Raw genomic sequence first — 26,412 nt, 5'->3', positions numbered from 1 at the left:
CGGTTTCATCCATGTGTCACAAGAATTTCACAACTTTATTCTGGCGGGCAATTTCCCTCCGTGCATTAGGCTTGCACAAGAAAGGGAAACATACTATCATGAATAAAGGGTTAACTGTAGAGTCGAGGTACATATTTCTAGGAGGGTTTTGTTGTGATTATTGAAAATAGCGGAATTAAAGGCATAAAAAGCGACCTTGCGCATTTGGACGAAGTGATGGAGCAGCTCGGCTTCGTGCGTTGGCAATGGGAATATTACCGTGCTACATACGATCTGCAATTGCCGGATCGCGAATCTACGAACGATTATTTCCTGCGCATCAATACCCGCGTTGAATCCGGGAAGCTGGAATCGCCTTATGCCATTCTTTATGTCGAGGATGTTTACATCGGCCAAGCGTCCTTCCCGCACGGTGTCAACTATCAGGCTGCCATTCCGGACTACATCATGAAAACGGCTAGCGGCAAGCTCGCTGAACTGAAAGTCAAGCTGACTCAATAAGCGGAGGATTGTTATGACAACCCCGCGTCGAGGAACGCCCGATTTTTTGCTGCTCTTCTTGACGTTTTCACTCGTGTGCTTCGGGTTGGCGTTTGTTTTTAGCGCAAGCATGGCGTATAGAGCTAGCGATCCCTGGTACTTGGCGGTAAAACAGGCGATATTTGCCGGTGTCGGTACGATCGTTATGTTTTTTTGCATGAATGTAGATTTCCGGAAATTTCAGAAGTGGGTCATACCGGCTCTTTTCGTTGTTTCGATGCTTCTTCTGCTCGTTCCGATTGTCGGTAAGGTAATGAACGGCGCTACGAGCTGGCTTCGCATTGGCGGTCTCTCCCTACAGCCGACCGAATTCGCCAAGCTTGCGATTATCGTTTATTTGGCTTCGATTATCAGCAAAAAAGGCGACCGGTTCCAGGACTTCAAACGAGGACTTATGCCGCCGCTCGTCGTTATCGGTTTCATTTCCGCGCTGATTATGATGCAACCCGACCTCGGTTCCACAATGGTGCTGGTGCTTTGCGCCATGCTGATTATCATTGTCGGTGGGGCGCAGCTCAAGCATGTATTTTATCTGGGTACCGGCGGTGTCGTATTCTTGACCATCGTAGGCATGATTTATTACATCGTCACAAACGGGACCAGTCACCACTTTGCGCGGTTTACAGCTTATTGGAACCCAGCCAAAGATCCGCACGGAAGCGGTTTCCAGCTTATGCAATCGCTATATGCGTTCGGACACGGCGGTCTGACGGGAGCCGGCTTCGGACAAAGTGTGCAGAAGCTGCACTATTTGCCGGAGGCGCACAACGATTTTATTTTTGCAATTATCGGAGAAGAGCTCGGCTTCATTGGCACTTTCCTCTTTTTGCTGGCGTATCTTGCTTTTCTATGGCGCGGGCTGATCGTAGCGCTCCGCTGCCAGGACACCTTCGGCATGCTGCTTGGCGTAGGGATTGTCGGAATGATCGGCATTCAGGCGTTCATCAACATGGGCGGAGTCACCAATACGATTCCGATGACCGGCGTCACGCTGCCGCTGATCAGCTACGGCGGCACCTCGATGCTAACGACGCTGGCCGGCCTCGGTATTCTGCTCAGCATATCCAGAGAGTACAATAAGCCGGAAAAAGAACGGGAAACGAAAAAGAGAGCCTGAGGTCAGGCTCTCTTTCTTGTTCTTACTTGACCCGGTTATTCGGGTCCTCCACGACGGCTTGCTCTTCCTCGCGAAATGCGACGCCCTCAACCTTAATATTGACTTCAACGACCGTCAGACCGGTCATGTTCTCTACCGCATCGCGCACATTTTCTTGAAGATCGCGACACACCTCATGGATTTTACTTCCGAAATTGACAATCACTCGAAGATCGATAGCCGCTTCCACTTGACCCACTTCCACCGAAACGCCCTTCTGCACGTTTTTGCCGCTCAGACGCTTCGCCAATCCTTCGGAAATTCCTCCCGACATACCGGCAATCCCTGGAGTCTCCAGCGCAGCCAATCCTGCAATAGTCGCTACGACGTCATCTGAAATGCGGATAAGACCTGTTTGAATTTCTTCGCTCATGAGGATCACTCCTTCAAGGATTATAGCTCTATTGTAATAACTTCCAAGCGGGAAAGCAAATGTACCGCGCAACCATTTGACAGGTTTCGACATCACCCGAATTTGCCGGAGCTGCCTGCCGGGACAAGCTGCTAACACCCCGCCTGAAAATACTTCTAAATGGCCTTAATCGACCCGCCATCGACATAAAAGACTGAACCGGTCATGTAGCTATTGCGCGGCGAAAGCAGGAATGCGGCCGTGGCAGCCAGCTCCTCCGGTTCGCCGTAACGACCGAGCGGAATGTCCTTGACCATGCTCTCCCGTATTTCTTCAACCGATATCTGGTCGCGGGCCGCTTTAGCCGTATCCAGCTCAACCAGACGATCCGTACTGATTCGGCCGGGACATACGGTATTCAGCAAAATCCCGTCCGGGCCCCACTCGACCGATAGCGTCTTCATTAGACCGACGATGCCCGTTCGCAGCGTATTGGACAGCACCAAGCCGGGAATCGGCACTTTCACCGACGACGAAGCGATCGTGACGATCCGCCCGCCCTGCTCCTTCATCAGCGGATGGAAGCCTTTGACAAGCCTGACAACGCTCATGAGATTCACTTGAATGGCATGGAGCCATGCTTCCTCGTCCAGCGACAGGAAGCTGCCGCTCGGCGGCCCTCCTGCATTGCACACGAGAGCGTCAACCCGGCCGAACCGGTCGGCCGCCTGCTGGACAAGCCAGCCGATTTGCTCGGGGCTGCTTAGATCAACGGCCATACCAATAGCCGTTACGCCGTATTTTTGCCCCAGCTGGGCCGCTACGTCGCATACGGCCTGCTCATCCCGGCTGCAGAGCAGCAAATCGGCTCCTTCCGCCGCCAACTGCTCGGCGATTGCCCGGCCCAATCCTTTGCTGGATGCGGTGACGACTGCTTTTTTCCCTTTTAAATATAGATCCATATGAAACTCCTCCCTGAAGTATTTTACTTTGTCCAAAAATTGATTATATTAGAATAGGTTTTATTCGAGTTAGGTATACTTTACCACATGAGGTGATCCTTTTGAAACGCCACGCTTTTACGATCGGTCTGCTGGCGAGCTTCCTCCTAAGCGCAGTCGCTCATTATGTCGGAGCTCCCACGTTCAGCCCTACGGTGCAATTTTTTATCTCGGCGGTGGCTATCATCTTTGTTGCCGGTTTCCTGGGAAAAGCTACGGAAAGCGTCGCGCATTATGCCGGGGAAAGACTGGGCGGTTTTTTGAACGCGACGTTCGGCAATGCCGCAGAGCTCATCATCGCCATCTTTCTGGTGAAAGACGGGATGTTCGAGATCGTCAAAGCCAGCATCACCGGCTCCATCATCGGAAACATGCTGCTTGTGCTCGGACTTAGCGTGCTGCTCGGAGGATTAAAATACAAGGAACAGACGTTCAACGTGAAACTGGCCGGACATAACGGGTCGCTTATGCTGCTGGCCGTTATTGCGCTGTTCATTCCCGCCGCTTTCGCCCGGAGCTTCACCACTCAGGAAACGTCCAATCTGAGCGTCATCGTATCCGTGATCCTGATCATCGCTTACCTGCTCTGGCTCATCTTCTCGATGATTACGCACAAGAACGAGCTCTCGGATGAGGTGGTCGAGCACGGGGAAGCCGCATGGTCCAAAGGCTTGTCGATCGTACTTCTGATTATCGCCACCGTCATGGTCGCCTTTCAGAGCGAGTGGCTCGTACATACGCTGGAGCCGTTCAGCCATCAATACGGGCTGTCCGAGCTATTCGTAGGCGCCTTCCTGATCGCCATCGTCGGCAATGCCGCGGAACATAGCGCCGCCGTGATGATGGCCCGGAAAAACAAAATGGGCGCCGCCGTCGAAATCGCGGTCGGCAGCAGCCTGCAGATTGCGCTGTTCGTCGCGCCTGTGTTAGTGCTCCTCTCGCTCCTTTTCGGCAAAACGATGGATCTCGTCTTTACGACCTACGAGATCATAGCCATCGGCGTAGCCGCGTTTATCGCCAAATCGATCTCTAAGGACGGAGCCACAACGTGGTTCGAGGGCGTGCTGCTGCTGGTCGTCTATATCATTCTGGGCATTGCGTTCTTCTTGGTGTAGGAGCCATGCGATACAAAAAAACAAAGAGTAACCTTCCCAGTGAAGGTTACTCTTTGTTCTTACTCATAGCCTCATAGAGCTGGGCTACATTCCGTTCCAGCTTCATTAAAATTTGTCTGCCCGCCGTCTCGGTAATCAGCTCCGCCCGGATCGCAAAGTCAATCTCCCGCGACAACCCGTAAATTTGCGTATCTAACACCTCTTCATACAGAGGACATTTGCGAGTGGTTAAGTTTTCCATCTGCACTTCAATCAGCTTCTCGATCTTGTCCGCATCTTCTTGCAGCAGATGCAGAGCCTTCTGCGACAAGCTGAGCAGCACATCCGACGACATGGTGCTCCCCCCCTGTAATCCAACCATTTGCGTTCCCCGGCGGTCAACCGGACGAACATGCGGCCCCGGTACTTATCCGAAGCAGGCGCTTAAACGCCGATAGTTTTATATTAGTCGAAAACGGCACAATACACAAGTCGATAGACCAAGATAGACGCCATACCTTGAGAATTATTCTCAAAAAAGTGAATAAAGGCATCTTCGCTGCGCGAAAATGCCTTTACCTGGAAATCGTATGGTTTAGTCTTGAATGCTGTTGATCTTAAGACCGTGCTTCTCGAATACTTCAGCCATGGCTTTCTTCGCTTCGTCGGCATCCGGTCCGTGAACATGAAGATCATAGTTGCTGGATGTGAGCAGCGTCGTAAACAAGCCAAGAATGCTCTTCACATCGATATACTTGTTATCATACTGAAGAACAATGGATGATCTGAATTTATTGGCGGTTTGAGAAATTTCCACAATTGCGGCGTTATTGGCGTTTGGCATACAAAATCCCTCCATGCGTCTAGTGACGGACAAGATAAATCGCTTTCTTCAAATATGATACCGTGGAAGGGAATAACATGCAACACTATTTTCGTATCGATTACTTTAAATTTTCCGGGTTAAGCCCTTCCAGCTCCGGAATGACAAAACGTCCGTCCTTGCGGATCAGGCGGTCGTCAAAATAAATCTCGCCCCCGCCAAACTCCGGCCGTTGAATAAGCACCAAATCCCAATGAACGGCGGATCGATTGCCGTTGTCCGCCTGCTCGTACGCTTGGCCGGGCGTGAAGTGAAGACTGCCGTCGATTTTCTCGTCGAACAGCGTATCCTTCATCGGGTACAAAATATGCGGGTTGAACCCGAGGCTGAATTCCCCGATATAGCGGGCGCCTTCGTCCGTGTCGAGAATTTTGTTCAGCCGGGCGATATCGTTCGCGGTAGCCTCGACGATTTTGCCGTTCTCGAACCGGAAGGTGATGTTCTCGAACGTAACTCCGGAATTTTCGGAAGGCGTATTATAGGCGATGACGCCGTTCACGGAATCGCGTACCGGGGCGGTATACAGCTCGCCGTCCGGGATGTTGCGGCGGCCGCAGCATTTGACGGAGCCGATACCTTTGATCGAGAAAGAAATGTCCGTTTTCCCCGGCCCCACGATGCGCACGCGGTCGGTCCGGTTCATCAACTCCTGAAGCGGCGTCATCGCATCGGACATTTTAGCGTAATCCAGGTTGCAGACGTCGAAGTAGAAATCTTCGAATTTTTCCGTGCTCATGCCGGCAAGCTGCGCCATCGACGGATTCGGATAACGCAGCACGACCCAACGGGTATGCTTGATCCGCTGCTCCATGTGCACCTTTTGGCTGTAAATTTTTTTGTATAGCTTCATCTTATCCTCAGGCACGTCAGACAGCTCGCTTACGTTTTCGCCGGCGCGAACACCAACGTAGCAGTCCATATCCTTCATGCGACGATGGTGCATATCAGCCCAATGTTCCAGAAACTCAGGCGTCGCAGAACGCAGCACTGCCGCCGTAACGGCATAGTCCGTCAGCTCCACATAAGGATGGCCGCCGCGGGCATGCACTTCCTGGACGAGACATTTGACGATTTCACGCTCGGAGCCGATCATCTCGATCAGCACTCTTTCGCCGGGCTGTACATTCAAAGAATACCCTACAAGATTACGAGCCAGCTGCTCTAAACGGGGATCACGCATCGAATCTTCTCCTTTTTTCCATTAACGATGTTAAGATTTGCTGCCGTTTTTGGTCCATTTGTTTTTGTAATAATTCCCGATGATCAACAGGACGAAAAACAAGGCTAATGCGGCAAAAAGTCTTCCTTTATACCGGCCGAGATGGAATAGGTCGTGCCCGATAACCGATTCTAGGAAGATCATCGGCGCTTTGCCGATCAAAGTACCGATCACAAAATCCCTTGGTTTGACCTTCATGACCGCAGCGCCCAAGTTGATGCCGAAGGAAGGAATCACCGGAATAATCCGGCTGGCTGCGATATACCAAAGCCCGTGCCGCTCCAGTCTCCCGCTCCATTGCTCGATGAAATCATACTTCGCAAGCTTCGCCTGCACCCATGCCTTTCCGTAATTCCTCGCCGTATAGTACGCAATAAACGCTCCAAGGCAAGCAAACACATAGTTGACCAGAAACCCTCGCCACAATCCGAAAATCAAGACGTTAGCCCCGGCTACCAAGACAAAAGGCACAACGGGGAAAAGCGTCTGCAGCACAACGAGCAGCGCCCCCGCGACATGACCTATCCATCCGAGAGAACGGAGCGCTTCAGACAACTGGTGGACATTCCAATTGGCCAATGGTCAAGCCTCCCTTCGCATATCATATTGTACCAGAAATTGCTTCTGATCACGAACCTATTGGCTCGAGAGCTTACCGCATTCCTATGCTTGACACAACCATATCCATCTTATAAAATAAGAAGTCGAGAATAAGCATCGGAATTGCTGCTCTGGCAGCCCGTGCTTATGGTGGAGGCTTGCGTCACCCTCTGTAAGATTTTGCTGCCGACAGGACCGCGGCTGGTTCTTCTTGTCGGGTGCGGATCGTTAAGAAACGCTTTAGGCAAAATCGGGCACACGCTTCACCCGTTTATTAACTTAACCAAATTATTGATAAAAGGAGCTTCCCAACTTATGGCACGCTACACTGGTCCTAAATTTAAATTAAGCCGCCGTCTCGGCATTTCCTTGAGCGGTACTGGTAAAGAATTGAAACGTCCTTTCCCTCCGGGGCAGCATGGTCCGGGACAACGCAAGAAACTGTCCGGCTATGGCGTTCAATTGCAAGAGAAACAAAAGCTTCGCCACATGTACGGCTTGAACGAGAAGCAATTCCGCAACCTGTTCAACAAAGCTACCAAGCTGCAAGGTATCGCGGGCGAAAACTTCATGTTCCTGCTTGAAAGCCGTTTGGACAACCTCGTATACCGTCTGGGCTTCGCTAACTCCCGCGCCGGCGCGCGTCAGTTGGTTTCCCACGGTCACGTAACGGTTAACGGCAAGAAAGTCGACATCGCTTCCTACACGGTAAGCACTGGCGACGTTATCGGCCTTCGCGAGAAAAGCCGCAACATGTCTTCCGTTAAAGAAGCTTTGGCAAACCGCAACTACCTGCCAGCTTACCTCGAATACAACGAAGGCGCATTGGAAGGCAAGTACGTTCGTTTGCCTGAGCGCTCCGAGCTCGCTCAAGAAATCGACGAAAAACAAATCGTCGAGTTCTACAGCCGCTAATAGAATTAACGCGCAAATTACTACGACAAAAAGCCCAAAAACCCTTGTTTATCAAGGGTTCCGGGCTTTTTTTTCATTCAATCAATATTGCAAGTTAATGCACTATAATGCATCCATTTGGGGCTAAATGGGGCTGGTTTGGGGCTAAAAATAATGTGGGCAGACGCTCTTATATTTCAAGCGCCAGATAAAAAAAGAACCCAGCTCTATTCTCTGGGTTCTTTGGTTTGTTCAATTATTCCTTAAACTTAACTCATGCCCTAACCAACTCCACGCGCCCAGCGTTACTATACAAAACAGGCTTATTATGAGATATGGAAATTTCGCAATAGTCACCAGTATGGTCATAAATAAGTTCCTCACCTAAGTCATTTTCTGCTATTACATAACCTTCAGGTAAAACATATTCAACGCCCTCGTCACAATCTACGAAATCATAATGGCCACAATACCACATAGAGAAACTACGTTTTACCTTCCAATCACTATCCGCCTGTAAATTCTCCCATTTATAAAGCTTAACGGTTTTCGTATTATCCACCTCCAATGTGCGTTACCACATTTCTAATATAAATATACCACGTCAAGGGCAGTTTTTTCTTTCGAGTAAAAATCGTTTTTTCAAGGGGCTTCGCCACACTTCCATCCGCTTGTCAAGTTCTTTTTTTTAAAAAAGGATGCCCCCGCCGTCGATACCGACTTGCGGAGCATCCTTTTGTTATATGGCTTAACCTAACTTAATACGGGCAAATTTGCGTTTGCCGACCTGCACGATTTCGCCGCCCTGCGGCGCGAGCTCGGCATTCGGATCGTCGATTTTCTCCTCGTTGATCTTCACCGCGCCCTGCTGCACGCTCCGGCGCGCCTCGCTGCCCGAGCTTTGCAGACCAAGCGTGACGAGCAGCTTCACAATGCGGATCTTACCGTCTTCCAGCGCCTCCTGCGGCAGGGCTACTTCCTGGATATCCTCCGGCAGCGCACGCTGCTGGAAGACGGTCACGAAATGCTGCTGCGCTTCTTCCGCAGCCTGCTGACCATGATACATCCGGACAAAGGTGTAAGCGAGCCGCATCTTGGCATCCCGCGGATGAACGGTACCGTTGCCGAGTCCGTCGCGAAGCTGCTGCAGCTCTTCGTTCGAAAGGTCGGTTGCCAGCTCGTAATATTTGAGCATTAGCTCGTCCGGCACGGACATCGCTTTGCCGTAAATTTCATTCGGCTCCTCGTCGATTCCGATATAGTTGCCAAGGCTCTTGCTCATCTTCTGTACGCCGTCCAGCCCTTCGAGCAGCGGGTTCATGATCGCTACCTGCGTATCGACGCCGTATTCCTTTTGCAAGGTACGTCCCATCAGCAGATTGAACTTCTGATCCGTTCCGCCCAGCTCAATATCGCTCTTTAGCGCCACCGAGTCGTAGCCCTGCATCAACGGATAGAAAAACTCGTGGATATGAATCGGCTGGCCGCCCGCATAACGTTTGGAAAAATCGTCCCGTTCCAGCATGCGCGCCACCGTCAGCTTGGCCGACAGCTCTACGACATCGACGAACGTGAGCGGTCCGAGCCATTCGGAGTTGTAGAACAGCTGCGTTTTTTGCGGGTCCAATATTTTATAAATTTGCTTCTGATACGTCTCCGCATTGCGTTTGACGTCTTCTTCCGTCAACTGCTTGCGCGTTTCGGATTTGCCTGTCGGGTCCCCGATCCGTCCGGTGAAATCGCCGATGATCAGCTGCACCTGGTGGCCAAATTCCTGAAACTGGCGCAGCTTGTGCAGCACGACCGTATGGCCGACATGAATATCCGGAGCCGAAGGATCGAGTCCCAGTTTTACTTTCAACGGAGTTCCCGTTGCAACGGAATCGATAACCTTCTGCTTCAACTCATCTTCAGGTACGATCTCGACGACTCCGCGGCGAATCGTCTCCAGCTGCCGGTTCACCTCCTGCTGCTGCTGCGGTGTCAGTTGCTCCCATTTTGCCATTGCTTGTTCCTCCTGCTTGGTCTCTAAATTTGCAATAAAATAAAAAAAAGCCTCTCATCCCAAGGGACGAGAAGGCTTAGCTCGCGGTACCACCCTAATTAAAGCCCGGCAAACGAAACGGTATCGTAGGAAGAAACTGCGAGTCCTTCACCCAAGACCGTTGCCAAGCTTTCACTTCATCGGATAACGGGCTGCTGCCCGATCGGAAGCTACTGACGGGCGGCTGTGACATGCCGTTCCGCGGTTCCCTTCCGCTGCTCCGGACGGTAATTCGGTCTAAGGTCGGCTGCCGGTTCACACCATCCACCGGCTCTCTGCAAGCTTAGTTCCTTATCCTACTAAGTCCATCGTTGCATTTCAGCGGTATACAATTATCCCTAGTTATATCACAAGGCCAAAACGATTGTCAAACCCCTCGCTTCGAAGCGCAATTCAGGCCAAAGTCAGCAAATCGTCATCGAGAAACAATTTTGCGGCGGTGTGTAGCGGAGCGCTTTTATGCTATAATGTTAAGGAATGTTTTCCAATCAGGAGGAACTCGCTTTCATGGAGAAGGAGACAAAACAAAAAAGGCCAAGATACCAAGTCATCTTGCTTAGAACTGGCAAATATACTCTACATACGATCAAGTGGCTTTTTATCGCCGGTTTGTTCGCGGGGTTGCTGGGGGCCGGCGCCGCTTTCGGTTATGTCAGCGCACTGATTAAAGATGATCCGATTCGGAGCAAGGAAACGATGATGGCGCAAATGCAGGACGATGCCTTGACCGGATTCGTGTATTTTCGCGACGATACGGTAGTCGGCCAGCTTCGTACCGAGGAAGACCGGAGGATGGCGGGCTTGAAGGATATTCCCAAGCCGGTGTTGGACGCCGTATTGGCAATCGAGGACAACGACTTTTATCAGCATCACGGCGTGGACCTTAAAGGAACGCTCCGCGCGGTGGTCCAAAAGCTGCTGAACGAAGACATTCAGACCGGCGGCAGTACGATTACGCAGCAGGTCGCCAGACGCGTCTTCCTGACGCTGGATAAAGCCGACAGCCGCAAAGCCAAAGAAATTTTGCTCGCCATGCGCATGGAGCGCCTGATGTCGAAGGATGAAATTCTGCTCGCCTATTTAAACAAAATTCCTTATGGCAACGGCTCGTCCGGCTATAATGTGTACGGCATTAAAGCAGCCGCAAAAGGGATCTTCAACATTGACGATCTGAGCAAGCTAAATATCGCGCAAGCCGCTTATCTGGCCGGCGTACCCCAGCAGCCGAGCAACTTCTCGGCCTTCACCAGTAAGGGCGAGGTCGACGGCGCCGCATTCAAACGTGCGGTTCAGCGCCAGCAGCTCGTGCTGAAGCGAATGCTGGAGGAAGGAAAAATCAACGAGCAGCAGTACCAGGAGGCGCTGCAGTTTGATTTGAAGGGCTCGCTTGCCGAGCGTGTCAAAAAAGCCTACTCGACCTACCCTTTCCTGATGATCGAGGTGGAGAAGGAAGCGGCCAAGGCGCTGCTGTCGGTTCAACAGCCGAAGCTGGACCCGCAGGCCAATCCGGAGACGTACAGCGAGGCGCTGAAAAGCGTACAAGCCCAGCTGTCCCGGGGTGGCTATCATGTGTATACGACGATCGACAAGGACATCTATGAGTCGATGCGCGACATCGCGAAGGATGGGAATAACTTTACCCCTGACGATAAAGTCAAAGGAACCGAGCAAATCGGCGCCGTCATGATGGACAGCAAGACCGGGGCGATTCTCGGCATGATGGAAGGCCGCGACTTTTTCAAGGAGCAGCTGAATCACGCAACGCAAGCGCTCCGCCAGCCGGGATCGACCATGAAGCCGATTGCCGCTTATTTGCCGGCCATGGAGAAGGGCGCTATACAGCCGGCCTCCGTCATCGACGATGTCCCGATTATTCTCAAGGACGGCAGCAGAGGATTTCACATCCCGGAAAACTGGGACGACGGTTATCATGGACTCATCACGGCCAGACGGGCGTTAAACCAGTCGTACAACATTCCGGCGATCAAATTGTTCGTCGATGTCGTCGGCATTAAGGAAGCCTGGGAATTTGCCAAAAAGATGGGGATCGTCTCTATTACCAAGGACGACTATCAAGCCCAGACGGGCGTTATAGGCGGTTTGAAGTATGGGGTTACGGTCAAGGAGTTGACCAATGCCTATGCGACGATCGGCAACAAGGGCGAGTTCAATGAAGCGTTCATGATCCGAAAAATTACCGATTCCAACGGAAAAGTCATCTACGAGCATCAGCTTAACCCGACAAACGCTTTTTCCGAACAGACGGCTTACCTGATGACCGATATGATGCGCACCGTCATTACGTCCGGGACGGCAACCGATCTGATGAAAAATTTCAAGCACTACGGCAAAATGCCGATCGTCGGCAAAACCGGCTCGACCCAGGACGACGCCGACGCTTGGTTTATGGGCTACACGCCGGACATTACGCTGGGCGTCTGGGCCGGATATGATCAGCCGATTCATAAGCTGAGCAAGAAAACGGGCGGAACGAACCGGGCGAAAAATATTTTCGCGCTCGTGATGGATGACGCGATTAACAAAAAACCTGATCTGTTCCCGACAAAAGAGTTCAAGCGGCCGGACAATATCGTCGAGGTGACCGTGTCCAGCCTTTCCGGGAAACTGCCGAGCGAAGCGACTTCGAAGGCGGGCAAGCTCGTCACGGACGTATTCAATAAAAAATTCGTCCCGACCGAAGAAGACAACGTCATGGTAAGCTTGCCGATTATTACGTATAACGGAATCAATTATATCGCACAAGACGGAACGCCAAGCGAATTTGTTCAACAGAAGAGCGTGATCAAGCGGGAAAAGCCGCTCGGACCTTTGTTTAAAGAGCTGGCGAACGCCATGGAAAGAGTCAAAGCGGACCGCCGCCGCAGCCTCGATTTTTATCGTCCGAAAGATTACCAGGACGACGCGCCTTCCGAGACCGATCCACGGGCGGACGATGGAAATCCGCCGGCCGCGCCGACAACGGTCGTCGCGACCCATGCGGGCGACACCAGCATCATCACGTTCCAAGCGAGCTCAAGCGCCGATACCGTCGGCTACCGTTTGTACCGTTCCGTCAATCACGGACCGTACCAACGGGTAAGCAAAGTCGTGATAGCCGGCGACGAGTCGAAGTTTACGGATTCCGTAAACGGAGGAAACCTGTACGGTTATTACGTGACCGCTGTCGATGTAGCCGGTAACGAATCCGCACCAAGCAAAGCGGCTTACACGGACGGAACGTCCGTCGATCTATCGTCGCTTCCTCCAGATGGAGGCCAGAAGACCGTTCCGGAGAACAAACCGAGCGATGGAAAAAATAACGAGGGTACAGGCGGTTCGGAAACGGGCACCGGCTCTGAACCGAATAAGGAGCATAACGCCGGCAGCGGATCCACCGGCAAGGAAGATCAGACACCCGTCAAGACGCCTCCGGTTGCGCCTACCGGCTTATCGGCCAAGTCCACCGGCGGAGGCGTTGAGCTAAATTGGAAGGACAATGCTGGCAAAGAAAAGGTTAAGGAATACACGGTATACTATAGCGAAAAAGAAAGCGGCAAGTTTGAGAAAATCGGTACGGTAGCGAATGCAACGCAATTCAAATACTATGCCGTCTCCTATGACGGCTATTACAAAGTTTCCGCCACAAATGAATTCGGCGAATCCAAGCTTTCGGCGGCGGTGAAGTTCAAGAAATAGCAGCAGTGAAAAAAGGGATACGGACCGCTTGTGCGGCTCGTATCCCTTGGTTTGTTGAGGGACACGCTTCGCGTAGAAAAATCTCTGCATATGCCGGTAGGGTATGTCCCTCCAGCCGCTCTTGAAACCCGTGAATTGATTAGAATTAGCGGTATTTTCACGGGTTTCAAAGGCGGACGTAAACTCTTACGGGACATACCCCACCTCTATTGGTCTGAGATTTTCTACATCAAGGATTTCTCAACACTATGAGGGATACGACCGATTGCTCGGTTCGTATCCCTTTTTTTTAATAATAAAAAAGGAGGACCTCCGCCACTTGAAGCAGCAGAAATCCTCCCTCTTCCCTGTTGAACTAATATAAATAATGTCGGACGAGCATCTTAGTCCTCGATGGTCGACAAGTCGCCTGTCGGCAAATTAAGCTCCCATGCTTTCAGCACGCGGCGCATAATTTTGCCGCTGCGGGTTTTTGGCAGCTTGTCTTTGAATTCGATCTCACGCGGCGCTGCGTGGGCGGACAAGCCTTCTTTGACGAACTTGGAAATATCCGTTTTAAGCTCTTCGGACGGCGTATAGCCTTCACGCAGGGCAATGAACGCTTTGATGATCTCGCCGCGCATCGGGTCCGGCTTGCCGATAACCCCCGCTTCCGCAACCGCCGGATGCTCTACCAGCTTGCTCTCTACCTCGAACGGACCTACCCGTTCCCCGGCCGTATTGATGACGTCGTCGACGCGGCCCTGGAACCAGAAGTAGCCGTCCTCGTCCATATAAGCGGAGTCGCCGGAAATGTACCAGCCCGCAATCCGGAAATACTCTTCATATTTCGCCGGATTGTTCCAAATTTTGCGCATCATCGACGGCCATGGCGTCTTGATCGCCAGATTGCCCATGCGGAACGGCGGCAGCACATTCCCTGCATCGTCGATGATCGCCGCTTCGACGCCTGGAATCGGCTTGCCCATCGAGCCCGGACGAATCGCCATGCTCGGATAGTTACAGATGAGATGTCCGCCTGTCTCCGTCATCCACCACGTATCGTGAATGCGTTGATTGTACACCTTCAGTCCCCAGCGGACGACTTCCGGGTTCAGCGGTTCGCCTACGCTGAGCACGTGACGGAGGGAGCTCAGATCAAACTGGTTCACCGTATCGTCGCCAGCGCCCATCAGCATGCGGAACGCCGTCGGTGCGCTGTACCACACCGTGACCTTGTATTTCTCGATCGTACCGTACCAGTTCTGCGGAGAGAAGCGGCCCCCGCGGATGACATTGGTTGCACCGTTGAGCCACGGCGCAAAAATACCGTAAGACGTTCCGGTGACCCAGCCCGGGTCCGCCGTACACCAATAAATGTCCTGCTCCTGAAGATCCAGTACGACACGCCCGGTATAATAATGCTGCAGCATGGCGTTATGGACGTGGAACACGCCTTTCGGCCTGCCCGTTGAACCGGATGTATAGTGAATGATCAATCCGTCTTCGCGGTCCACCCACTCGATCTCGAGCTCTTCGGAAGCGGTGGCCATTTCTTTATAATAATCGACTTGGCCTTCGGATAATGACAGATCTTCTCCGACCAAGATCACATGCTTCAAATGCGGGAGGTCTTCAACGGGCACACGCGAAAGCTGCGAAGGTGTCGTAATGATCGCCACCGCCTCACTGTCCTCCAGACGATCCTTGACGGCCGTCTCCATAAACGCTTCGAACAACGGACCGACCACGGCTCCGACTTTGATCGTGCCGAACAAGGCAAAGTAAAGCTCTGGCGAACGCGGCATGAAGATGAAGACCCGGTCGCCTTTCGCCACGCCAAGCTTGCGCAGAATATTGCCGAACCGGTTGGACTGGGCTTTCATTTCCTTGAACGTATACTTTTCATCTCGGCGGTCATCGCTGTAGTACAGAGCGATCTTGTCTCCGCGCTGCGAATCGGCGTGGCGGTCAATCGCTTCATAAGCGATGTTCACCTTACCGGTTTGGGACCATGAGAATGCTTTCTCGATATCCGCCCATTGAAATTGGGCGCGTTCTTCCTCGTAGTTTTTCATGTTGGGCGATGTTGCTACGGGTGCAATGATTTCGACATTCGTATGATCCATGACCATTTCCTCCCCAAAGCTCTCTTTTTTTCACTTTGATGAAACGCTTTCATACGCACTAAAACATATTATACCACAACACTTTTTATCCGACTATTTTTTTGTTATTCTTAAGTTGAAGTTCTGGAAGGGAGTGAATCGCCGCAGATGGAGCATGTTAAATTGTATCATTCCCAAGTTATTCCGTATCAGAACGGCGAAATCATTCTGGAGGGCCCCGTGCCGCCTGAACAGCTCCGCGACTATTCGATGCATCCGGATCTGGATGCGTTCCGAAGGCCCAAAGAGCAGTTCGAGGCGCTTGTCGAAATTGCCGGGCTGCCGGAGGGACGAATCGTTCTGGCGAGGATTTCGACGCAGATTGTCGGCTACGTCACATTCCATTACCCCGATGAGATGGAACGCTGGTCGGAAGGAAATATGGAGGACTTGGTCGAGCTGGGCGCGATCGAGGTGGCGGACGACTATCGGGGGCTTGGCCTTGGCAAGAAGCTGATCCGACTAGCCTTTGAAGACGGACAGCTTGAGAATGTCATCACGTTTACGACCGAATATTACTGGCATTGGGACTTGGAAAAAAGCGGACTTACCGTTTGGCAGTACCGGGATATGATGGAGAAGCTGATGAAAAGTGTCGATATGGTCTGGTATGCTACCGACGATCCGGAAATCTGCTCTCATCCGGCCAACTGCTTGATGGTACGTATCGGCAAAAACGTGCCGCTGTCTTCCGTGGAGCAATTCGACCGGGTCCGATTCCGGCAGCGGTTTATGTACTGATGGGAGCGCGAATAGCATGAGTGCAAAAGCTTTGTTTGTTTACGACGAGAATGAAGTCGCCTACAAGTTCAACGACAGTCACCCGTTTAATCAGCAAAGACTGGTGCTGACGGTCGACCTGCTGCGTAAGGCGAAAGCGTTATCCGGCGACAGCTTAATCCGGCCGATGCCGGCCGACGAAACGCAGCTTTGCTCGGTGCATTCACAGGAATATGTCAATGCCGTCAAGGCATTAAGCGCCGACCAGCCGACGGATGAGTGGATGCATCAGGCAGGAAAATACGGGCTGGATACGGAAGATACGCCCTTTTTCCCGGGAATGCACGAGGCCACGTCCATTTTGGTCGGAGGCTCGATTCGGGCGGTCGATGCCGTGCTCGGCGGAGAAGCCGGGCACGCGCTGCATTTGGGAGGCGGGCTGCACCATGCCATGCCGCATAAAGGAGCCGGCTTTTGTGTCTACAACGATGCAGCCGTAGCCATCGCGCATGCCAAGAGCAAGTATGGCGTGCGCGTCCTGTACATCGATACCGACGTGCATCACGGCGACGGCGTTCAATGGAGCTTCTACACCGACCCGGACACCTGTACGTTCTCGATTCATGAAACGGGCAAATATTTGTTTCCCGGTACGGGAGCGGTGAGCGAGCGCGGAGACGGGACGGGCTTCGGAACGACGATCAACGTGCCGATGGAGCCCTTTACCGAGGACGAATCGTGGTTGGAATGCTTTGAGGAGGTGCTTATCAAGACGGCGGCGCAGTTTAAGCCGGATCTTATCGTTTCCCAGCACGGCTGCGATGCCCATGCCTACGATCCGCTGGCTCATATTCACTGCAGCATGGAAATTTACCGGGCGATGCCGCGCATCATCCACCGACTCGCACATGAACACTGCCAAGGCCGGTGGGTAGCGCTCGGCGGCGGAGGCTACGATATTTGGCGCGTCGTCCCGAGAGCCTGGAGCCTCCTCTGGCTGGAAATGAGCGAGCATCCCCTGCTCCTGCAGCTAGAACAGAACCCGGAGATGGCCCTGCCGGCCGACTGGGTAGCGAAATGGCAGCCCCATTATGGTGAAGCGCTTCCAACTACGTGGCTGGACGCGGTTCACACTTGGGACCCGATTCCGAGGCGGCGGGAAATTACCGAGAAAAACCGGCACACCAAAGAAATTGCCTCGCTTTATTTGGCCTAATCCTTTGACTTACAGCGCAGTTTTTGCTGCACAACTGCCGTACAAGTACCCTGGTTCGTTCTACGAAGATGCAAACAGCCCGCTGCCGTATTGGCGCGGGCTGTTTCGTATTTTGAAGATTAGAACTGCACTTTCGACTCGATAAACGCTTTGAGCTCGCTGATCGGCATCCGCGTCTGCTCCATCGTATCGCGGTCGCGAACGGTCACTTGACCGTCCTGCTCCGATTCGAAGTCATACGTAATGCAGAACGGCGTACCGATCTCGTCATGACGGCGGTAACGCTTGCCGATCGAACCGGCCTCGTCGTAGTCGACCAGGAAGTGCTTCGCCAGATCGGCAAATACTTGGTTGGCTCCGTCGGAAAGCTTTTTGGACAGCGGGAAAATCGCCGCTTTATAAGGCGCCAGCGCCGGATGCAGATGCAATACCGTCCGGCTGTCGTCGCCTTCCAGCTTCTGCTCCTCGAACGCGTCGATCAGAAACGCCAGTGTTACCCGGTCTGCACCCAACGACGGCTCGATGCAGTACGGAATATAGCGCTCGTTCGTTTCCGGCTCGATATAGTTGAAATCTTCGCCGGAATGCGTCATGTGCTGCTTCAAATCGTAATCCGTGCGGTCGGCGATGCCCCACAGCTCGCCCCAGCCGAACGGGAATTTGTATTCGATATCCGTCGTCGCATTGGAATAATGGGACAGTTCGTCGTCCGAATGGTCGCGCAAACGCATGTTCGCTTCCGTGATACCGAGGCTCAAGAGCCAGTCGCGGCAGAACGAACGCCAGTATTCGAACCATTGCAGGTCTTCACCCGGCTTGCAGAAAAATTCAAGCTCCATTTGTTCAAACTCGCGCGTACGGAAAGTGAAGTTCCCCGGCGTAATTTCGTTCCGGAAGCTTTTGCCGATTTGGCCGATGCCGAACGGCAGCTTTTTGCGCATGGTGCGCTGTACGTTCTTAAAATTGACGAAAATGCCCTGCGCCGTCTCCGGACGCATATAAACGACATTCGCGCTCGATTCAGTCACGCCCTGGAACGTTTTGAACATCAGGTTAAACTGGCGAATTTCGGTGTAATCCAACGCTCCGCAGTCCGGGCAAACGATCTTATGCTCGGCGATCAGCTTCTCCATCTCGGCAAACGACAGGCCGTCGACGATCATTTCAATGCCTTTTTCCGCCAAGGCGTTCTCAATCAATTTGTCGGCGCGGTGACGCACTTTACACTGCTTGCAGTCGATCATCGGGTCGTTGAAGTTGCCTACATGGCCCGATGCGACCCAAGCTTGAGGGTTCATCAGAATAGCCGCGTCGAGACCGACATTGTACGGGGATTCCTGAATGAACTTTTTCCACCAGGCGCGCTTAATGTTATTTTTCAGCTCAACGCCAAGCGGACCGTAGTCCCACGTGTTGGCAAGACCGCCGTAAATTTCGGAGCCCGGGAAAATAAAGCCTCTGTGCTTGGCCAACGCGACCAATTGTTCCATCGTTACGGATGACATCGTTATATTCTCTCCTTCTACTTCTCTGGTTTGGACCGTTTCCGGTATCCGGCAGACCTATGGCAGACGCTTGACAATCTGATCCACAATACGGTATGAGTTCTCGGAAGCCTGCACGGTGAATTCCGCAAAATTGACGTGCGCCGATCCGTCTGCCTTGTCGGACATGGAACGGATGATGACGAACGGGATGCCGTTCATGGAGCAAGCCTGTGCGACCGCCGCACCCTCCATCTCGACGCATGCGCCTTGAAGCTCCTTATGCAACAATTGGACCGTCTCCCGGCTGGCGATAAACTGGTCGCCCGAAAGCACCCGTCCTTCCTTGACCGTTCCGAATAGCTCCCGGCTTGCTCCAGCCGCGGCGCTGCGCAGTCCCGTATCGGCGGCAAAAACCGACGTCGCCTCGTAAGGAATCGTCCCCCGCGGAAATCCAAGCGCTGTTACATCCATATCGTGCTGAAGGCACTCCGTCGACACCACGATATCGCCGACGTTCAGCGACGGGTCGACCGCCCCTGCCACTCCAGTGAAGATTACGGCTTCCACGCCGCAGGTATCGATCAAAATCTGTGTCGTTACGGCAGCATTTACCTTGCCTACGCCCGATTTGCACAGAACGATGCTTTTACCGTGGAAAACGCCTTCGTAGAACGTGATCCCCGCCTTCGCGGATTCCCGCACCTGCTCCATATGCTCGTGGAACAGCTCGATTTCTTCCTTCATCGCGCCGATGACGCCTAGTTTACCGTACGTCAATCCAGAATCCCCCTTTTTACAAAAGAAAGTGGCTCATATTAGCGATGAGCCACCGAATTTCTATAAATCACTTCATGCGGCAAAATAACCTGCGACAGCTCCGAAGCATCCTTCGTTTCTTTATTCATCAGCTTGGTCAACAGGCGCATCGCCACAGCACCGATGTCGTACATCGGTTGAGCAACCGTTGTCAGCAGCGGACGAACCATCGAAGCCATCCGAATGTTGTCCACGCTGATGACGGACATATCTTCCGGAACCTTCAAGCCGTTATCCTGCAGCGTGTGAATCGCACCGATCGCCATCTCGTCCGTTGCGGCAAAAATCGCCGTAGGACGGTTGTCCAGCTCCAAGAAGTACTTCGTCACTTCAAGGCCCGATTCATAGCGGTAGTTCCCGATGCGGACAAGGTCTTCGCGCAGCGGAATGTTCGCGGCTTCGAGCGCTTTCTTGTATCCTTGGTAACGGGCGTAACCGTTAGCCGGGTCCTGCAAAGTGCCCGAAATCATGGCGATATCGCGGTGTCCGTTCTCCAGCAGCACGTTCACGGCGTCGAAAGCCGCCTTCTCATGGTCGATATCGACCGAAGGAATCGTCCGCTGTTCATCCGCCGTCGCACACAGCACCACCGGTACCGAAGACGTCTTGAACGCCTGAATGTGCTCCTCGGTAATCGCCCCGCCCATAAAGAGCAGTCCGTCCACTTGCTTCTCCAGCAAGGTGTTGATCACGCGGATTTCTTTTTCCTTCTTCTTATCCGCATTGGATAAAATAATATTGTAGTGATACATATTCGCGATATCTTCGATGCCGCGTGCAACCTCGGAAAAGATCGAGTTGGAAATATCGGGAATGACCACGCCGACCGTTGTCGTTTTCTTGCTGGCTAAGCCTCTTGCTACGGCATTCGGACGGTAGCCTAAACGCTCTATCGCCTCAAACACCTTCTTGCGCGTCTGCGGCTTCACGTTCGGGTTATTGTTGACAACCCTGGAAACGGTTGCCATGGAAACGCCTGCTTCTCTGGCTACATCATAAATTGTCACAGTCACGGCCATTCTCTCCATTGTTCTAAAAAGTATAATGCGATCATGTCATTTAGCCTTATCATACGACAAAATGCTTGTTTTCGCAACGAATTGGTCATAGTCCTACGAATATAGTATCAAAAAGACACAAAAAAAGCCAACTGCGGAGCAGCGGCTTTCAAAAATCGTGTACCGTTACCGAATGCTTGGCGATTTGCGACAGTCTTTTGCGGACATCGTCAATCCATCCTCCGTCGTCCAACGACTGGGCCAACAGCAGCAAATCAAGCAGTTCGTTGATTCTTTCTTGAATTATTGTCTCTACGGGGTCGGCTGCCCTTTTTTTCTCCGTTACTTTGACCATCAGATGGGCGACTTCGCATACATCGTCAAACTGAAGCGACTGCTTCTCCGGCTTGCTGCCGAGCTTGCCGATAAGTCCGGTCAATTCCGGCTTCACTTCGGCAAACACCTCGCTGCGGTTGCAGGTGTCGCACGAGAAAATCGGAACGTTCCCGATCTCGACTTTGTTCTGGTAAATGACGGTACGAAGACGAATGCTCATAGCCTTTCCACAATTGCACGGCTTATGCAACAACTACCACTCCTTTTGGCAGCAACGCCAAACCTTTCTCAAACGATCGGAATCCGTTGATTCCGACGGTCCCGACAAACGCGCCACCGTCGTCTATAACGGCGCATTCGTTCATCCTGCTTATGTACAAATATTCTACCTTCGCGAACAAACTCCTGCCGCCGCGAGGCTAGTAATATTTAGCACACAGGCGCTCGTAAGCGCGCCGGACAAAAGGTAAAGACAGCGCAAGCATCGCCAGGGCGGCTCCAATCCCATCATTGCGGATGTCCATCACATCGGGCGTGCGCCCAGGTACGAACGATTGGTGATATTCGTCCGTCACCCCGTAAAGCACGCACAACAGCACAACCGTAAACTTCACTAAGAAGGTCAGCCGCTTGGGACGAAGTGCCCATAAATAAGTCCAAGCCAAAATAAAGTAAGAAACGAAATGGCCCCAATCGAACCCTTCCATCGAAGGAATAATTAAGCGGATTTCATCCAGCCATCCCCCAAGATCGTCGCCGGTTCGCGAGGACAAATAAAAAATAACTGCCATCCACAGGACGGAAGGCAGCCACCTGACGATCATGTTCATCCCTTATGCTCCTGGGCATATTGCGCCAAACGGTCCACGAACGCTTTGGTAAACGCCGGAAGATCCGGAGGTCTGCGCCCGGACACAATGTGCCGGTCGACCACCGCTTCCTGGTCAACCCAAATCGCGCCCGCATTTTCCAGATCGTCCTTGATGCCAGGTGTGGAAGTCATGGTGTAGCCCTGGCATATTTTCGCCGAAACGAGCACCCAACCGGCATGACAAATGTGCGCAATCGGTTTTTCTGCTTCATGAAATTCACGGGTCAGCCGCAGCACTGAAGCATAGCGGCGCAGTTTGTCCGGCGCCCAGCCTCCCGGCACGTAAAGACCGATATAGTCTTCGGACTTCACTTCGTCCAAAGCATATTCGGTCGTCAGAGGGACGCCGTATTTTCCGTGATAGACGGCTCCCGCCTTAGGGCCGGCCAGATGTACGTCAAGCCCGGATTCCCGCAGCCGCAGCACCGGGTACCACATCTCCAAATCTTCAAACTCTTCGTCAACAAACGCAAGCACTTTGTATCCCGTAAGATTCATCCCATTCTCCCCCAACTATGGCTAATATCATAAAAGAGTCGACAGCGCTTAAGAGAAACCGCAAGCGGGTCTCGTGTGACCCGACTGATCGGCGATATCCGTCTCCAAATATTTGGTAAGGACGGTCACCACTTCGGCGCTGCTGGCACAGCCGGCCAGCTCCTCCCAAATCTTCTCGCCTTCGCTGTGCCTGCTTTGGAGCAGGCTGTTTTTGACCTTCAAAATCGACTGCACCGACATGCTTAGGTCGGTAATGCCGAGCGCGATCCAAATCGGCAAAGCGCGGACATCCCCTGCGAGCTCGCCGCACACGCTGATATGTGTCCCGTTCTTGTGGGCATGATCCGCCGTAATCTTCAGCATGCGGAGCACCGACGGATGAAACGGGTCGTACAAATGCGCCACCGTCTCATTCATCCGGTCGACGGCCAGCACGTATTGCACCAAGTCGTTCGTTCCAATGCTGAAAAAGTCGACCTTTTGCGCCAGCAGATCGGAGATCATGACCGCAGCCGGAAGCTCGATCATAATGCCGACCGCGATATCCGAGCGGAACGGGGTTCCTTCGTCGGCAAGCTCCTTTTTCGCTTCCTCCAGCACTTCATTGGCTCTGCGCAGCTCGTCAAGCGAGGAAATCATCGGGTACATAATCTTCACGTTACCGTAATGACTTGCCCGCAAAATAGCCCGGAGCTGCGTTTTAAACAAATCCGTCCGGTCCAGCATGATCCGGATCGCGCGGTAGCCAAGCGACGGATTCTCTTCCTCCGGCAGGGCCAGGTAGTCGAGATGCTTATCTCCTCCGACGTCCAGCGTCCGAATGACAACCGGCTTACCGCCAAGCCGCTCGGCCACCTCGCGGTATACGGCGAACTGCTCCTCTTCTTCGGGGAAGCTGCTGCGGTCCATGTACAGAAACTCCGTCCGGAACAGGCCGACGCCGGAAGCGCCGTTCTTCATGACCAGCTCCAGCTCCTTCACCGAGCTGATGTTGGCCGCCAAATGCATCTGCCTTCCGTCCTCTGTCCGGGTAGGCAAATGGGCCAGCTTTTGCAGCTGCTCCTGAACGGCTTTCCACGTTTCTTTCCGCGCCTTGTACTTCTCGATCACATCGTCGGCCGGGTTCACATAGACGACTCCCTCGTCGCCGTCGATGATCAAATAATCGCCGTTTTGAATCGGCGTTTGCAGCTTGCCTTCGAGCCCGAGAACGTACGGAACGCCCATCGCGCGGGCCATGATCGCCACATGCGACGTTTTGCCGCCCAGCATCGTGACCAGCCCTAGCGCCAGACTCACATCCAGATGCACCATTTGGGACGGAATCAGCTCTTTGGCTACGAGAACATAGGGCTGATCCTTGGGCGGCAGCGTCTCTTCGAGCGCTCCCAGCAAGTGCTTGAGCAGCCGGTTGCCGACATCTTTAATATCGAGCGCGCGCTCCTTCATATAGCCGTCGTCAAGCAGATCGAACATTCCTACGAACTTGTCGATCGCTTCTTTGACGGCGACCTCGGCCGCTTTGTACTGCCGCTGCATAATCCCCTGCACTTCGTTCATGAAAATCGGGTCTTCCAAGATGGCCAGATGCGCATCGAAAATTTGCGTTTGCTCCTCGCCCAGCACGCTGACGAATTCCTGTTTGATCAGTTCGATCTCGTCCTTGGAATGACGGATTCCGTCGTATAACCTTTCGAATTCGTACGCTAAGTCCGTGACGTCGATCAGCTTTTCGGGAAAGTCCCATTCCCAGGTTGGAATAACGAAAGCTTTGCCCATAGCAATCCCCGACGAAGCTCCGATCCCCTCAACCATAAGCGTTCCCTCCCCCTGTAACTCCTGTTGTAGCGGTATTTTTCAGCATGACGGACATGACCGACGCCTGTCCTTTCTTCACGGCTTTGTAAGGCGCGAAGCTCCATGATCTCACCATATCGACGTTCGTGATGAGCATAGGCGTCGCGAGCGACTTGCAGTTTTTCTTCACCTTCTGCAGATTGAACCTGACGAGCAGCTGGCCGGGTTCCACCAGGTCTCCTTCTTTTACATAAGCGGTAAAATATTTGCCCTGCAGGCCGGCGGTATCGATTCCGATATGGAGCAGCACTTGAAGTCCATGCTCCGTTTCGATCCCAAGGGCGTGAAGCGTCGGATAAACGTGAATGATTTTACCGGCTACAGGCGACACGAGCTCTCCCTTATCAGGGAAAAAAGCGACGCCGTTACCCACCAGCTTCCCGGCGAAAATTTTGTCCGGCACTTCCTCCAGCGGGATCATCCGCCCTTGCATCGGCGAGCTGAACAGCACCTGCTGAATATCTTTGCGCATCGACTTGATCATCTCTTCGCGGATCAATTCCGAATACGTCCCGAACACAACCTGAACGTTGCCGCCGCCCAAACGGATGACGCCGGCTGCACCGAGCAGCCGAAGCGCCGACACATCCATCTGGCGGTCATTGACTAGCGTAAGCCGCAGGCGGGTAATGCACGCTTCGATGCTCTTGATGTTTTCTTTGCCGCCAAGCGCCTGCAAAATGAGCGGCGAACGGTATGGTATGTCCCCGGCCCATTCTTCAAGCTGCGAGCCTTCTTCGCGGCCGGGCGTCGGGATGCGGAAGCGACGGATCGCCCAGCGGAACAACACATAGTAGACGATGCCGTAAGCAAGCCCGATCGGAATCAGCAGCAGGCCGCGGGTCGACAAATGCAGATTGATCAAGTAATCGATCGCTCCCGCCGAATAGGAGAAGCCATGGTGAATGTCGAGCACGTAAGCGATCCACATCGCCAATCCCGAAAGAATCGCATGCACGAAAAACAGATACGGCGCCACGAACAAAAACGCAAACTCAATCGGCTCGGTCACCCCGGTTAAGAAGCAGGCGAAAGCCGCCGTGAGGAAAGTCGTGCGAATTTTCGGCTTTAAATCCTCGCGCGCTTCCTGAATAATCGCCAAAGCAATGGCGGGCAGCGCGAACATCATGATCGGATATAGGCCGGCCATATACACTCCCGCCGTCGGATCACCGGCAAAGTAACGCGGCAAGTCGCCGAATACAGGCTTTCCTTCCGCATCGTTGTAAGCACCGAGCTGAAACCAGAAAAAGTTATTAAACACGTGATGCAGTCCGGACGGGACAAGAAGACGATGAATAATGCCGTATAAAAATGTGCCGAAGCCGCCGAGCCCCAGAATAAAATTCGTGAGCTTCTCCATCCCGGTTTCGAGCACAGGACCGATTTGGATCATCAGCAGGATCAATAAAAAAATGGCAAGCCCCATCAGCAGCGGAACCATACGGGGACCGCCAAAAAATTGAATCGATTCGGGAAGCTGAATATGCTTAACCCTATGATAGATGACGGCGGCCAGCAAACCGATCAGGATGCCGCCGGGAACGCCGAGCTGAAACGAATCGCCGAGGTAACGCTGCGTCGCTTCGCTGAACATATAATGGCCGATAAGCGCCGACATGCCCGCGATTCCTGCGCTTTCCGTCAAACCCAGTGCGACGCCGACCGCAAAAATAAGCGGCAAATACGTAAAGATCGTTGTGCCGCAGAGCAATAAAATTTCCCCGACGCGGGGCATATGAATCCGATCCCAAGGCAGGGTACCGAGGCGCAGCAAGATAGCGGCAACGGGAAGGGTAATGGTCGGCATCATGAGCGACCGGCCAAGCTGCTGCAAGTTTCCCATCCAATTCAAATCGGTCCGTTCCCCCTTTCATACTAACGATGGTACGCTCAGAACCGTTTTTTGTCAAACCGTATGTTCAGGGAAAACGCAAAGAAGACGGGCCGCTCGGGCCCGCCTGTTCGAGGCTGCTTGCCGATTAAA

24 protein-coding genes and 1 other annotated feature are annotated in these 26,412 nt (G+C 52.9%); of the genes, 7 read left to right on the top strand and 17 right to left on the bottom strand.

What is annotated here, in order from left to right:
* Positions 1-153: 153 nt before the first annotated feature.
* Together PEL01S_RS11610 and ftsW are read left to right on the top strand one after the other, a co-directional pair.
* A complete protein-coding gene (locus PEL01S_RS11610) occupies positions 154-501 on the top strand; it encodes a YugN family protein (protein WP_036688821.1) in 348 nt (115 codons plus the stop codon).
* 13 nt (positions 502-514) lie between these two features.
* Complete coding sequence (gene ftsW, locus PEL01S_RS11605; RefSeq protein ID WP_063177722.1) at positions 515-1,657, top strand: putative lipid II flippase FtsW; 1,143 nt, start codon at positions 515-517, stop codon at positions 1,655-1,657.
* Between the two features lie 22 nt (positions 1,658-1,679).
* Here ftsW and PEL01S_RS11600 read toward each other — a convergent pair whose 3' ends face one another.
* The gene (locus PEL01S_RS11600) at positions 1,680-2,069 is read right to left on the bottom strand and encodes an Asp23/Gls24 family envelope stress response protein (RefSeq protein WP_010498201.1); all 390 of its coding nucleotides are present in this window, start codon (positions 2,067-2,069) and stop codon (positions 1,680-1,682) included.
* 155 nt (positions 2,070-2,224) lie between these two features.
* Positions 2,225-3,010, bottom strand: coding sequence for an SDR family oxidoreductase (locus PEL01S_RS11595; RefSeq protein ID WP_127460409.1), 786 nt, complete (start codon positions 3,008-3,010; stop codon positions 2,225-2,227).
* Between the two features lie 101 nt (positions 3,011-3,111).
* Here PEL01S_RS11595 and cax point away from each other — a divergent pair, with 101 nt between their 5' ends.
* Entirely contained in the window at positions 3,112-4,164 is a 1,053-nt protein-coding gene (gene cax / locus PEL01S_RS11590) for a calcium/proton exchanger (RefSeq protein ID WP_127460408.1), read from the top strand.
* Positions 4,165-4,210: 46 nt separating this feature from the next.
* Here cax and PEL01S_RS11585 read toward each other — a convergent pair whose 3' ends face one another.
* From PEL01S_RS11585 to PEL01S_RS11570, 4 genes are all read right to left on the bottom strand, one after another.
* Positions 4,211-4,498 (bottom strand): Fpa/YlaN family protein, encoded by a 288-nt coding sequence (locus tag PEL01S_RS11585; RefSeq protein ID WP_010498194.1) that lies wholly within the window; start codon positions 4,496-4,498, stop codon positions 4,211-4,213.
* 240 nt (positions 4,499-4,738) lie between these two features.
* On the bottom strand, positions 4,739-4,987 hold the full coding sequence (locus PEL01S_RS11580; protein ID WP_010498192.1) for an HPr family phosphocarrier protein: 249 nt from the start codon (positions 4,985-4,987) through the stop codon (positions 4,739-4,741).
* Positions 4,988-5,087: 100 nt separating this feature from the next.
* Positions 5,088-6,206: an aminopeptidase gene (locus PEL01S_RS11575; RefSeq protein ID WP_127460407.1), complete on the bottom strand. Its 1,119-nt coding sequence runs from the start codon at positions 6,204-6,206 to the stop codon at positions 5,088-5,090.
* Between the two features lie 30 nt (positions 6,207-6,236).
* Positions 6,237-6,824: a TVP38/TMEM64 family protein gene (locus PEL01S_RS11570; RefSeq protein ID WP_127460406.1), complete on the bottom strand. Its 588-nt coding sequence runs from the start codon at positions 6,822-6,824 to the stop codon at positions 6,237-6,239.
* A gap of 336 nt (positions 6,825-7,160) precedes the next feature.
* Here PEL01S_RS11570 and rpsD point away from each other — a divergent pair, with 336 nt between their 5' ends.
* Positions 7,161-7,760: a 30S ribosomal protein S4 gene (rpsD, locus tag PEL01S_RS11565; protein WP_063177714.1), complete on the top strand. Its 600-nt coding sequence runs from the start codon at positions 7,161-7,163 to the stop codon at positions 7,758-7,760.
* A gap of 253 nt (positions 7,761-8,013) precedes the next feature.
* Here the strand turns inward: rpsD and PEL01S_RS11560 are convergent, their stop codons facing one another.
* Positions 8,014-8,307 (bottom strand): hypothetical protein, encoded by a 294-nt coding sequence (locus PEL01S_RS11560; RefSeq protein WP_127460405.1) that lies wholly within the window; start codon positions 8,305-8,307, stop codon positions 8,014-8,016.
* Positions 8,308-8,487: 180 nt separating this feature from the next.
* A complete protein-coding gene (gene tyrS / locus PEL01S_RS11555; protein WP_127460404.1) occupies positions 8,488-9,744 on the bottom strand; it encodes a tyrosine--tRNA ligase in 1,257 nt (418 codons plus the stop codon).
* A gap of 59 nt (positions 9,745-9,803) precedes the next feature.
* Positions 9,804-10,104: a binding site (T-box leader), on the bottom strand.
* Positions 10,105-10,290: 186 nt separating this feature from the next.
* On the opposite strand from tyrS, the gene PEL01S_RS11550 reads away from it, so the two are divergent.
* Entirely contained in the window at positions 10,291-13,479 is a 3,189-nt protein-coding gene (locus PEL01S_RS11550) for a penicillin-binding protein 1A (protein ID WP_174806935.1), read from the top strand.
* Positions 13,480-13,862: 383 nt separating this feature from the next.
* Here the strand turns inward: PEL01S_RS11550 and acsA are convergent, their stop codons facing one another.
* Entirely contained in the window at positions 13,863-15,587 is a 1,725-nt protein-coding gene (gene acsA, locus PEL01S_RS11545; protein ID WP_127460402.1) for an acetate--CoA ligase, read from the bottom strand.
* Between the two features lie 147 nt (positions 15,588-15,734).
* Here acsA and PEL01S_RS11540 point away from each other — a divergent pair, with 147 nt between their 5' ends.
* On the top strand, positions 15,735-16,367 hold the full coding sequence (locus PEL01S_RS11540; RefSeq protein ID WP_063177708.1) for a GNAT family N-acetyltransferase: 633 nt from the start codon (positions 15,735-15,737) through the stop codon (positions 16,365-16,367).
* Positions 16,368-16,383: 16 nt separating this feature from the next.
* Positions 16,384-17,562 carry an acetoin utilization protein AcuC gene (locus tag PEL01S_RS11535; protein ID WP_127460401.1) on the top strand — a complete coding sequence of 393 codons (1,179 nt, stop codon included), beginning with the start codon at positions 16,384-16,386 and terminating at the stop codon, positions 17,560-17,562.
* Positions 17,563-17,681: 119 nt separating this feature from the next.
* On the opposite strand, the gene PEL01S_RS11530 is transcribed toward PEL01S_RS11535, so the two are convergent.
* The 8 genes from PEL01S_RS11530 to PEL01S_RS11495 all read right to left on the bottom strand — a co-directional run bounded on the left by PEL01S_RS11530 (position 17,682) and on the right by PEL01S_RS11495 (position 26,280).
* Entirely contained in the window at positions 17,682-19,067 is a 1,386-nt protein-coding gene (locus PEL01S_RS11530; protein ID WP_063177704.1) for a glycine--tRNA ligase, read from the bottom strand.
* 57 nt (positions 19,068-19,124) lie between these two features.
* Entirely contained in the window at positions 19,125-19,826 is a 702-nt protein-coding gene (locus tag PEL01S_RS11525; protein WP_127460400.1) for a 5'-methylthioadenosine/adenosylhomocysteine nucleosidase, read from the bottom strand.
* Between the two features lie 38 nt (positions 19,827-19,864).
* A complete protein-coding gene (gene ccpA, locus PEL01S_RS11520; protein WP_010498173.1) occupies positions 19,865-20,878 on the bottom strand; it encodes a catabolite control protein A in 1,014 nt (337 codons plus the stop codon).
* A gap of 154 nt (positions 20,879-21,032) precedes the next feature.
* Positions 21,033-21,449, bottom strand: a complete 417-nt coding sequence (locus PEL01S_RS11515; protein ID WP_010498170.1) for a hypothetical protein — start codon at positions 21,447-21,449, stop codon at positions 21,033-21,035.
* Between the two features lie 169 nt (positions 21,450-21,618).
* The gene (locus PEL01S_RS11510; protein ID WP_063177700.1) at positions 21,619-22,029 is read right to left on the bottom strand and encodes a VanZ family protein; all 411 of its coding nucleotides are present in this window, start codon (positions 22,027-22,029) and stop codon (positions 21,619-21,621) included.
* Positions 22,026-22,568, bottom strand: coding sequence for a type 1 glutamine amidotransferase domain-containing protein (locus tag PEL01S_RS11505; protein WP_063177698.1), 543 nt, complete (start codon positions 22,566-22,568; stop codon positions 22,026-22,028). The genes PEL01S_RS11510 and PEL01S_RS11505 overlap by 4 nt, the downstream gene beginning before the upstream one ends.
* Positions 22,569-22,616: 48 nt before the next feature.
* The gene (gene ptsP / locus PEL01S_RS11500; RefSeq protein WP_063177696.1) at positions 22,617-24,383 is read right to left on the bottom strand and encodes a phosphoenolpyruvate--protein phosphotransferase; all 1,767 of its coding nucleotides are present in this window, start codon (positions 24,381-24,383) and stop codon (positions 22,617-22,619) included.
* Positions 24,376-26,280: a glucose PTS transporter subunit IIA gene (locus PEL01S_RS11495; RefSeq protein ID WP_063177694.1), complete on the bottom strand. Its 1,905-nt coding sequence runs from the start codon at positions 26,278-26,280 to the stop codon at positions 24,376-24,378. Before PEL01S_RS11495 ends, ptsP begins: the two co-directional genes overlap by 8 nt.
* Positions 26,281-26,412: the final 132 nt, after the last annotated feature.

It is taken from the genome of Paenibacillus elgii NBRC 100335 (assembly GCF_004000865.1).
In the GTDB taxonomy this organism is placed as follows: Bacteria; Bacillota; Bacilli; order Paenibacillales; family NBRC-103111; genus Paenibacillus_G; species Paenibacillus_G elgii.
Note: the sequence above shows the minus strand (reverse complement) of the source record. Positions and strands in the feature narration are given on the sequence as shown.

Coding starts and splice junctions, on each gene's coding strand:
- ftsW (WP_063177722.1), top strand. CDS start 515: ATGACAACCCCGCGTCGAGGAACGCCCGATTTTTTGCTGCTCTTCTTG.
- PEL01S_RS11600 (WP_010498201.1), bottom strand. CDS start 2,069: ATGAGCGAAGAAATTCAAACAGGTCTTATCCGCATTTCAGATGACGTC.
- PEL01S_RS11595 (WP_127460409.1), bottom strand. CDS start 3,010: ATGGATCTATATTTAAAAGGGAAAAAAGCAGTCGTCACCGCATCCAGC.
- PEL01S_RS11585 (WP_010498194.1), bottom strand. CDS start 4,498: ATGTCGTCGGATGTGCTGCTCAGCTTGTCGCAGAAGGCTCTGCATCTG.
- PEL01S_RS11580 (WP_010498192.1), bottom strand. CDS start 4,987: ATGCCAAACGCCAATAACGCCGCAATTGTGGAAATTTCTCAAACCGCC.
- PEL01S_RS11575 (WP_127460407.1), bottom strand. CDS start 6,206: ATGCGTGATCCCCGTTTAGAGCAGCTGGCTCGTAATCTTGTAGGGTAT.
- rpsD (WP_063177714.1), top strand. CDS start 7,161: ATGGCACGCTACACTGGTCCTAAATTTAAATTAAGCCGCCGTCTCGGC.
- tyrS (WP_127460404.1), bottom strand. CDS start 9,744: ATGGCAAAATGGGAGCAACTGACACCGCAGCAGCAGCAGGAGGTGAAC.
- PEL01S_RS11550 (WP_174806935.1), top strand. CDS start 10,291: ATGGAGAAGGAGACAAAACAAAAAAGGCCAAGATACCAAGTCATCTTG.
- acsA (WP_127460402.1), bottom strand. CDS start 15,587: ATGGATCATACGAATGTCGAAATCATTGCACCCGTAGCAACATCGCCC.
- PEL01S_RS11540 (WP_063177708.1), top strand. CDS start 15,735: ATGGAGCATGTTAAATTGTATCATTCCCAAGTTATTCCGTATCAGAAC.
- PEL01S_RS11535 (WP_127460401.1), top strand. CDS start 16,384: ATGAGTGCAAAAGCTTTGTTTGTTTACGACGAGAATGAAGTCGCCTAC.
- PEL01S_RS11530 (WP_063177704.1), bottom strand. CDS start 19,067: ATGTCATCCGTAACGATGGAACAATTGGTCGCGTTGGCCAAGCACAGA.
- PEL01S_RS11510 (WP_063177700.1), bottom strand. CDS start 22,029: ATGAACATGATCGTCAGGTGGCTGCCTTCCGTCCTGTGGATGGCAGTT.
- PEL01S_RS11505 (WP_063177698.1), bottom strand. CDS start 22,568: ATGAATCTTACGGGATACAAAGTGCTTGCGTTTGTTGACGAAGAGTTT.
- ptsP (WP_063177696.1), bottom strand. CDS start 24,383: ATGGTTGAGGGGATCGGAGCTTCGTCGGGGATTGCTATGGGCAAAGCT.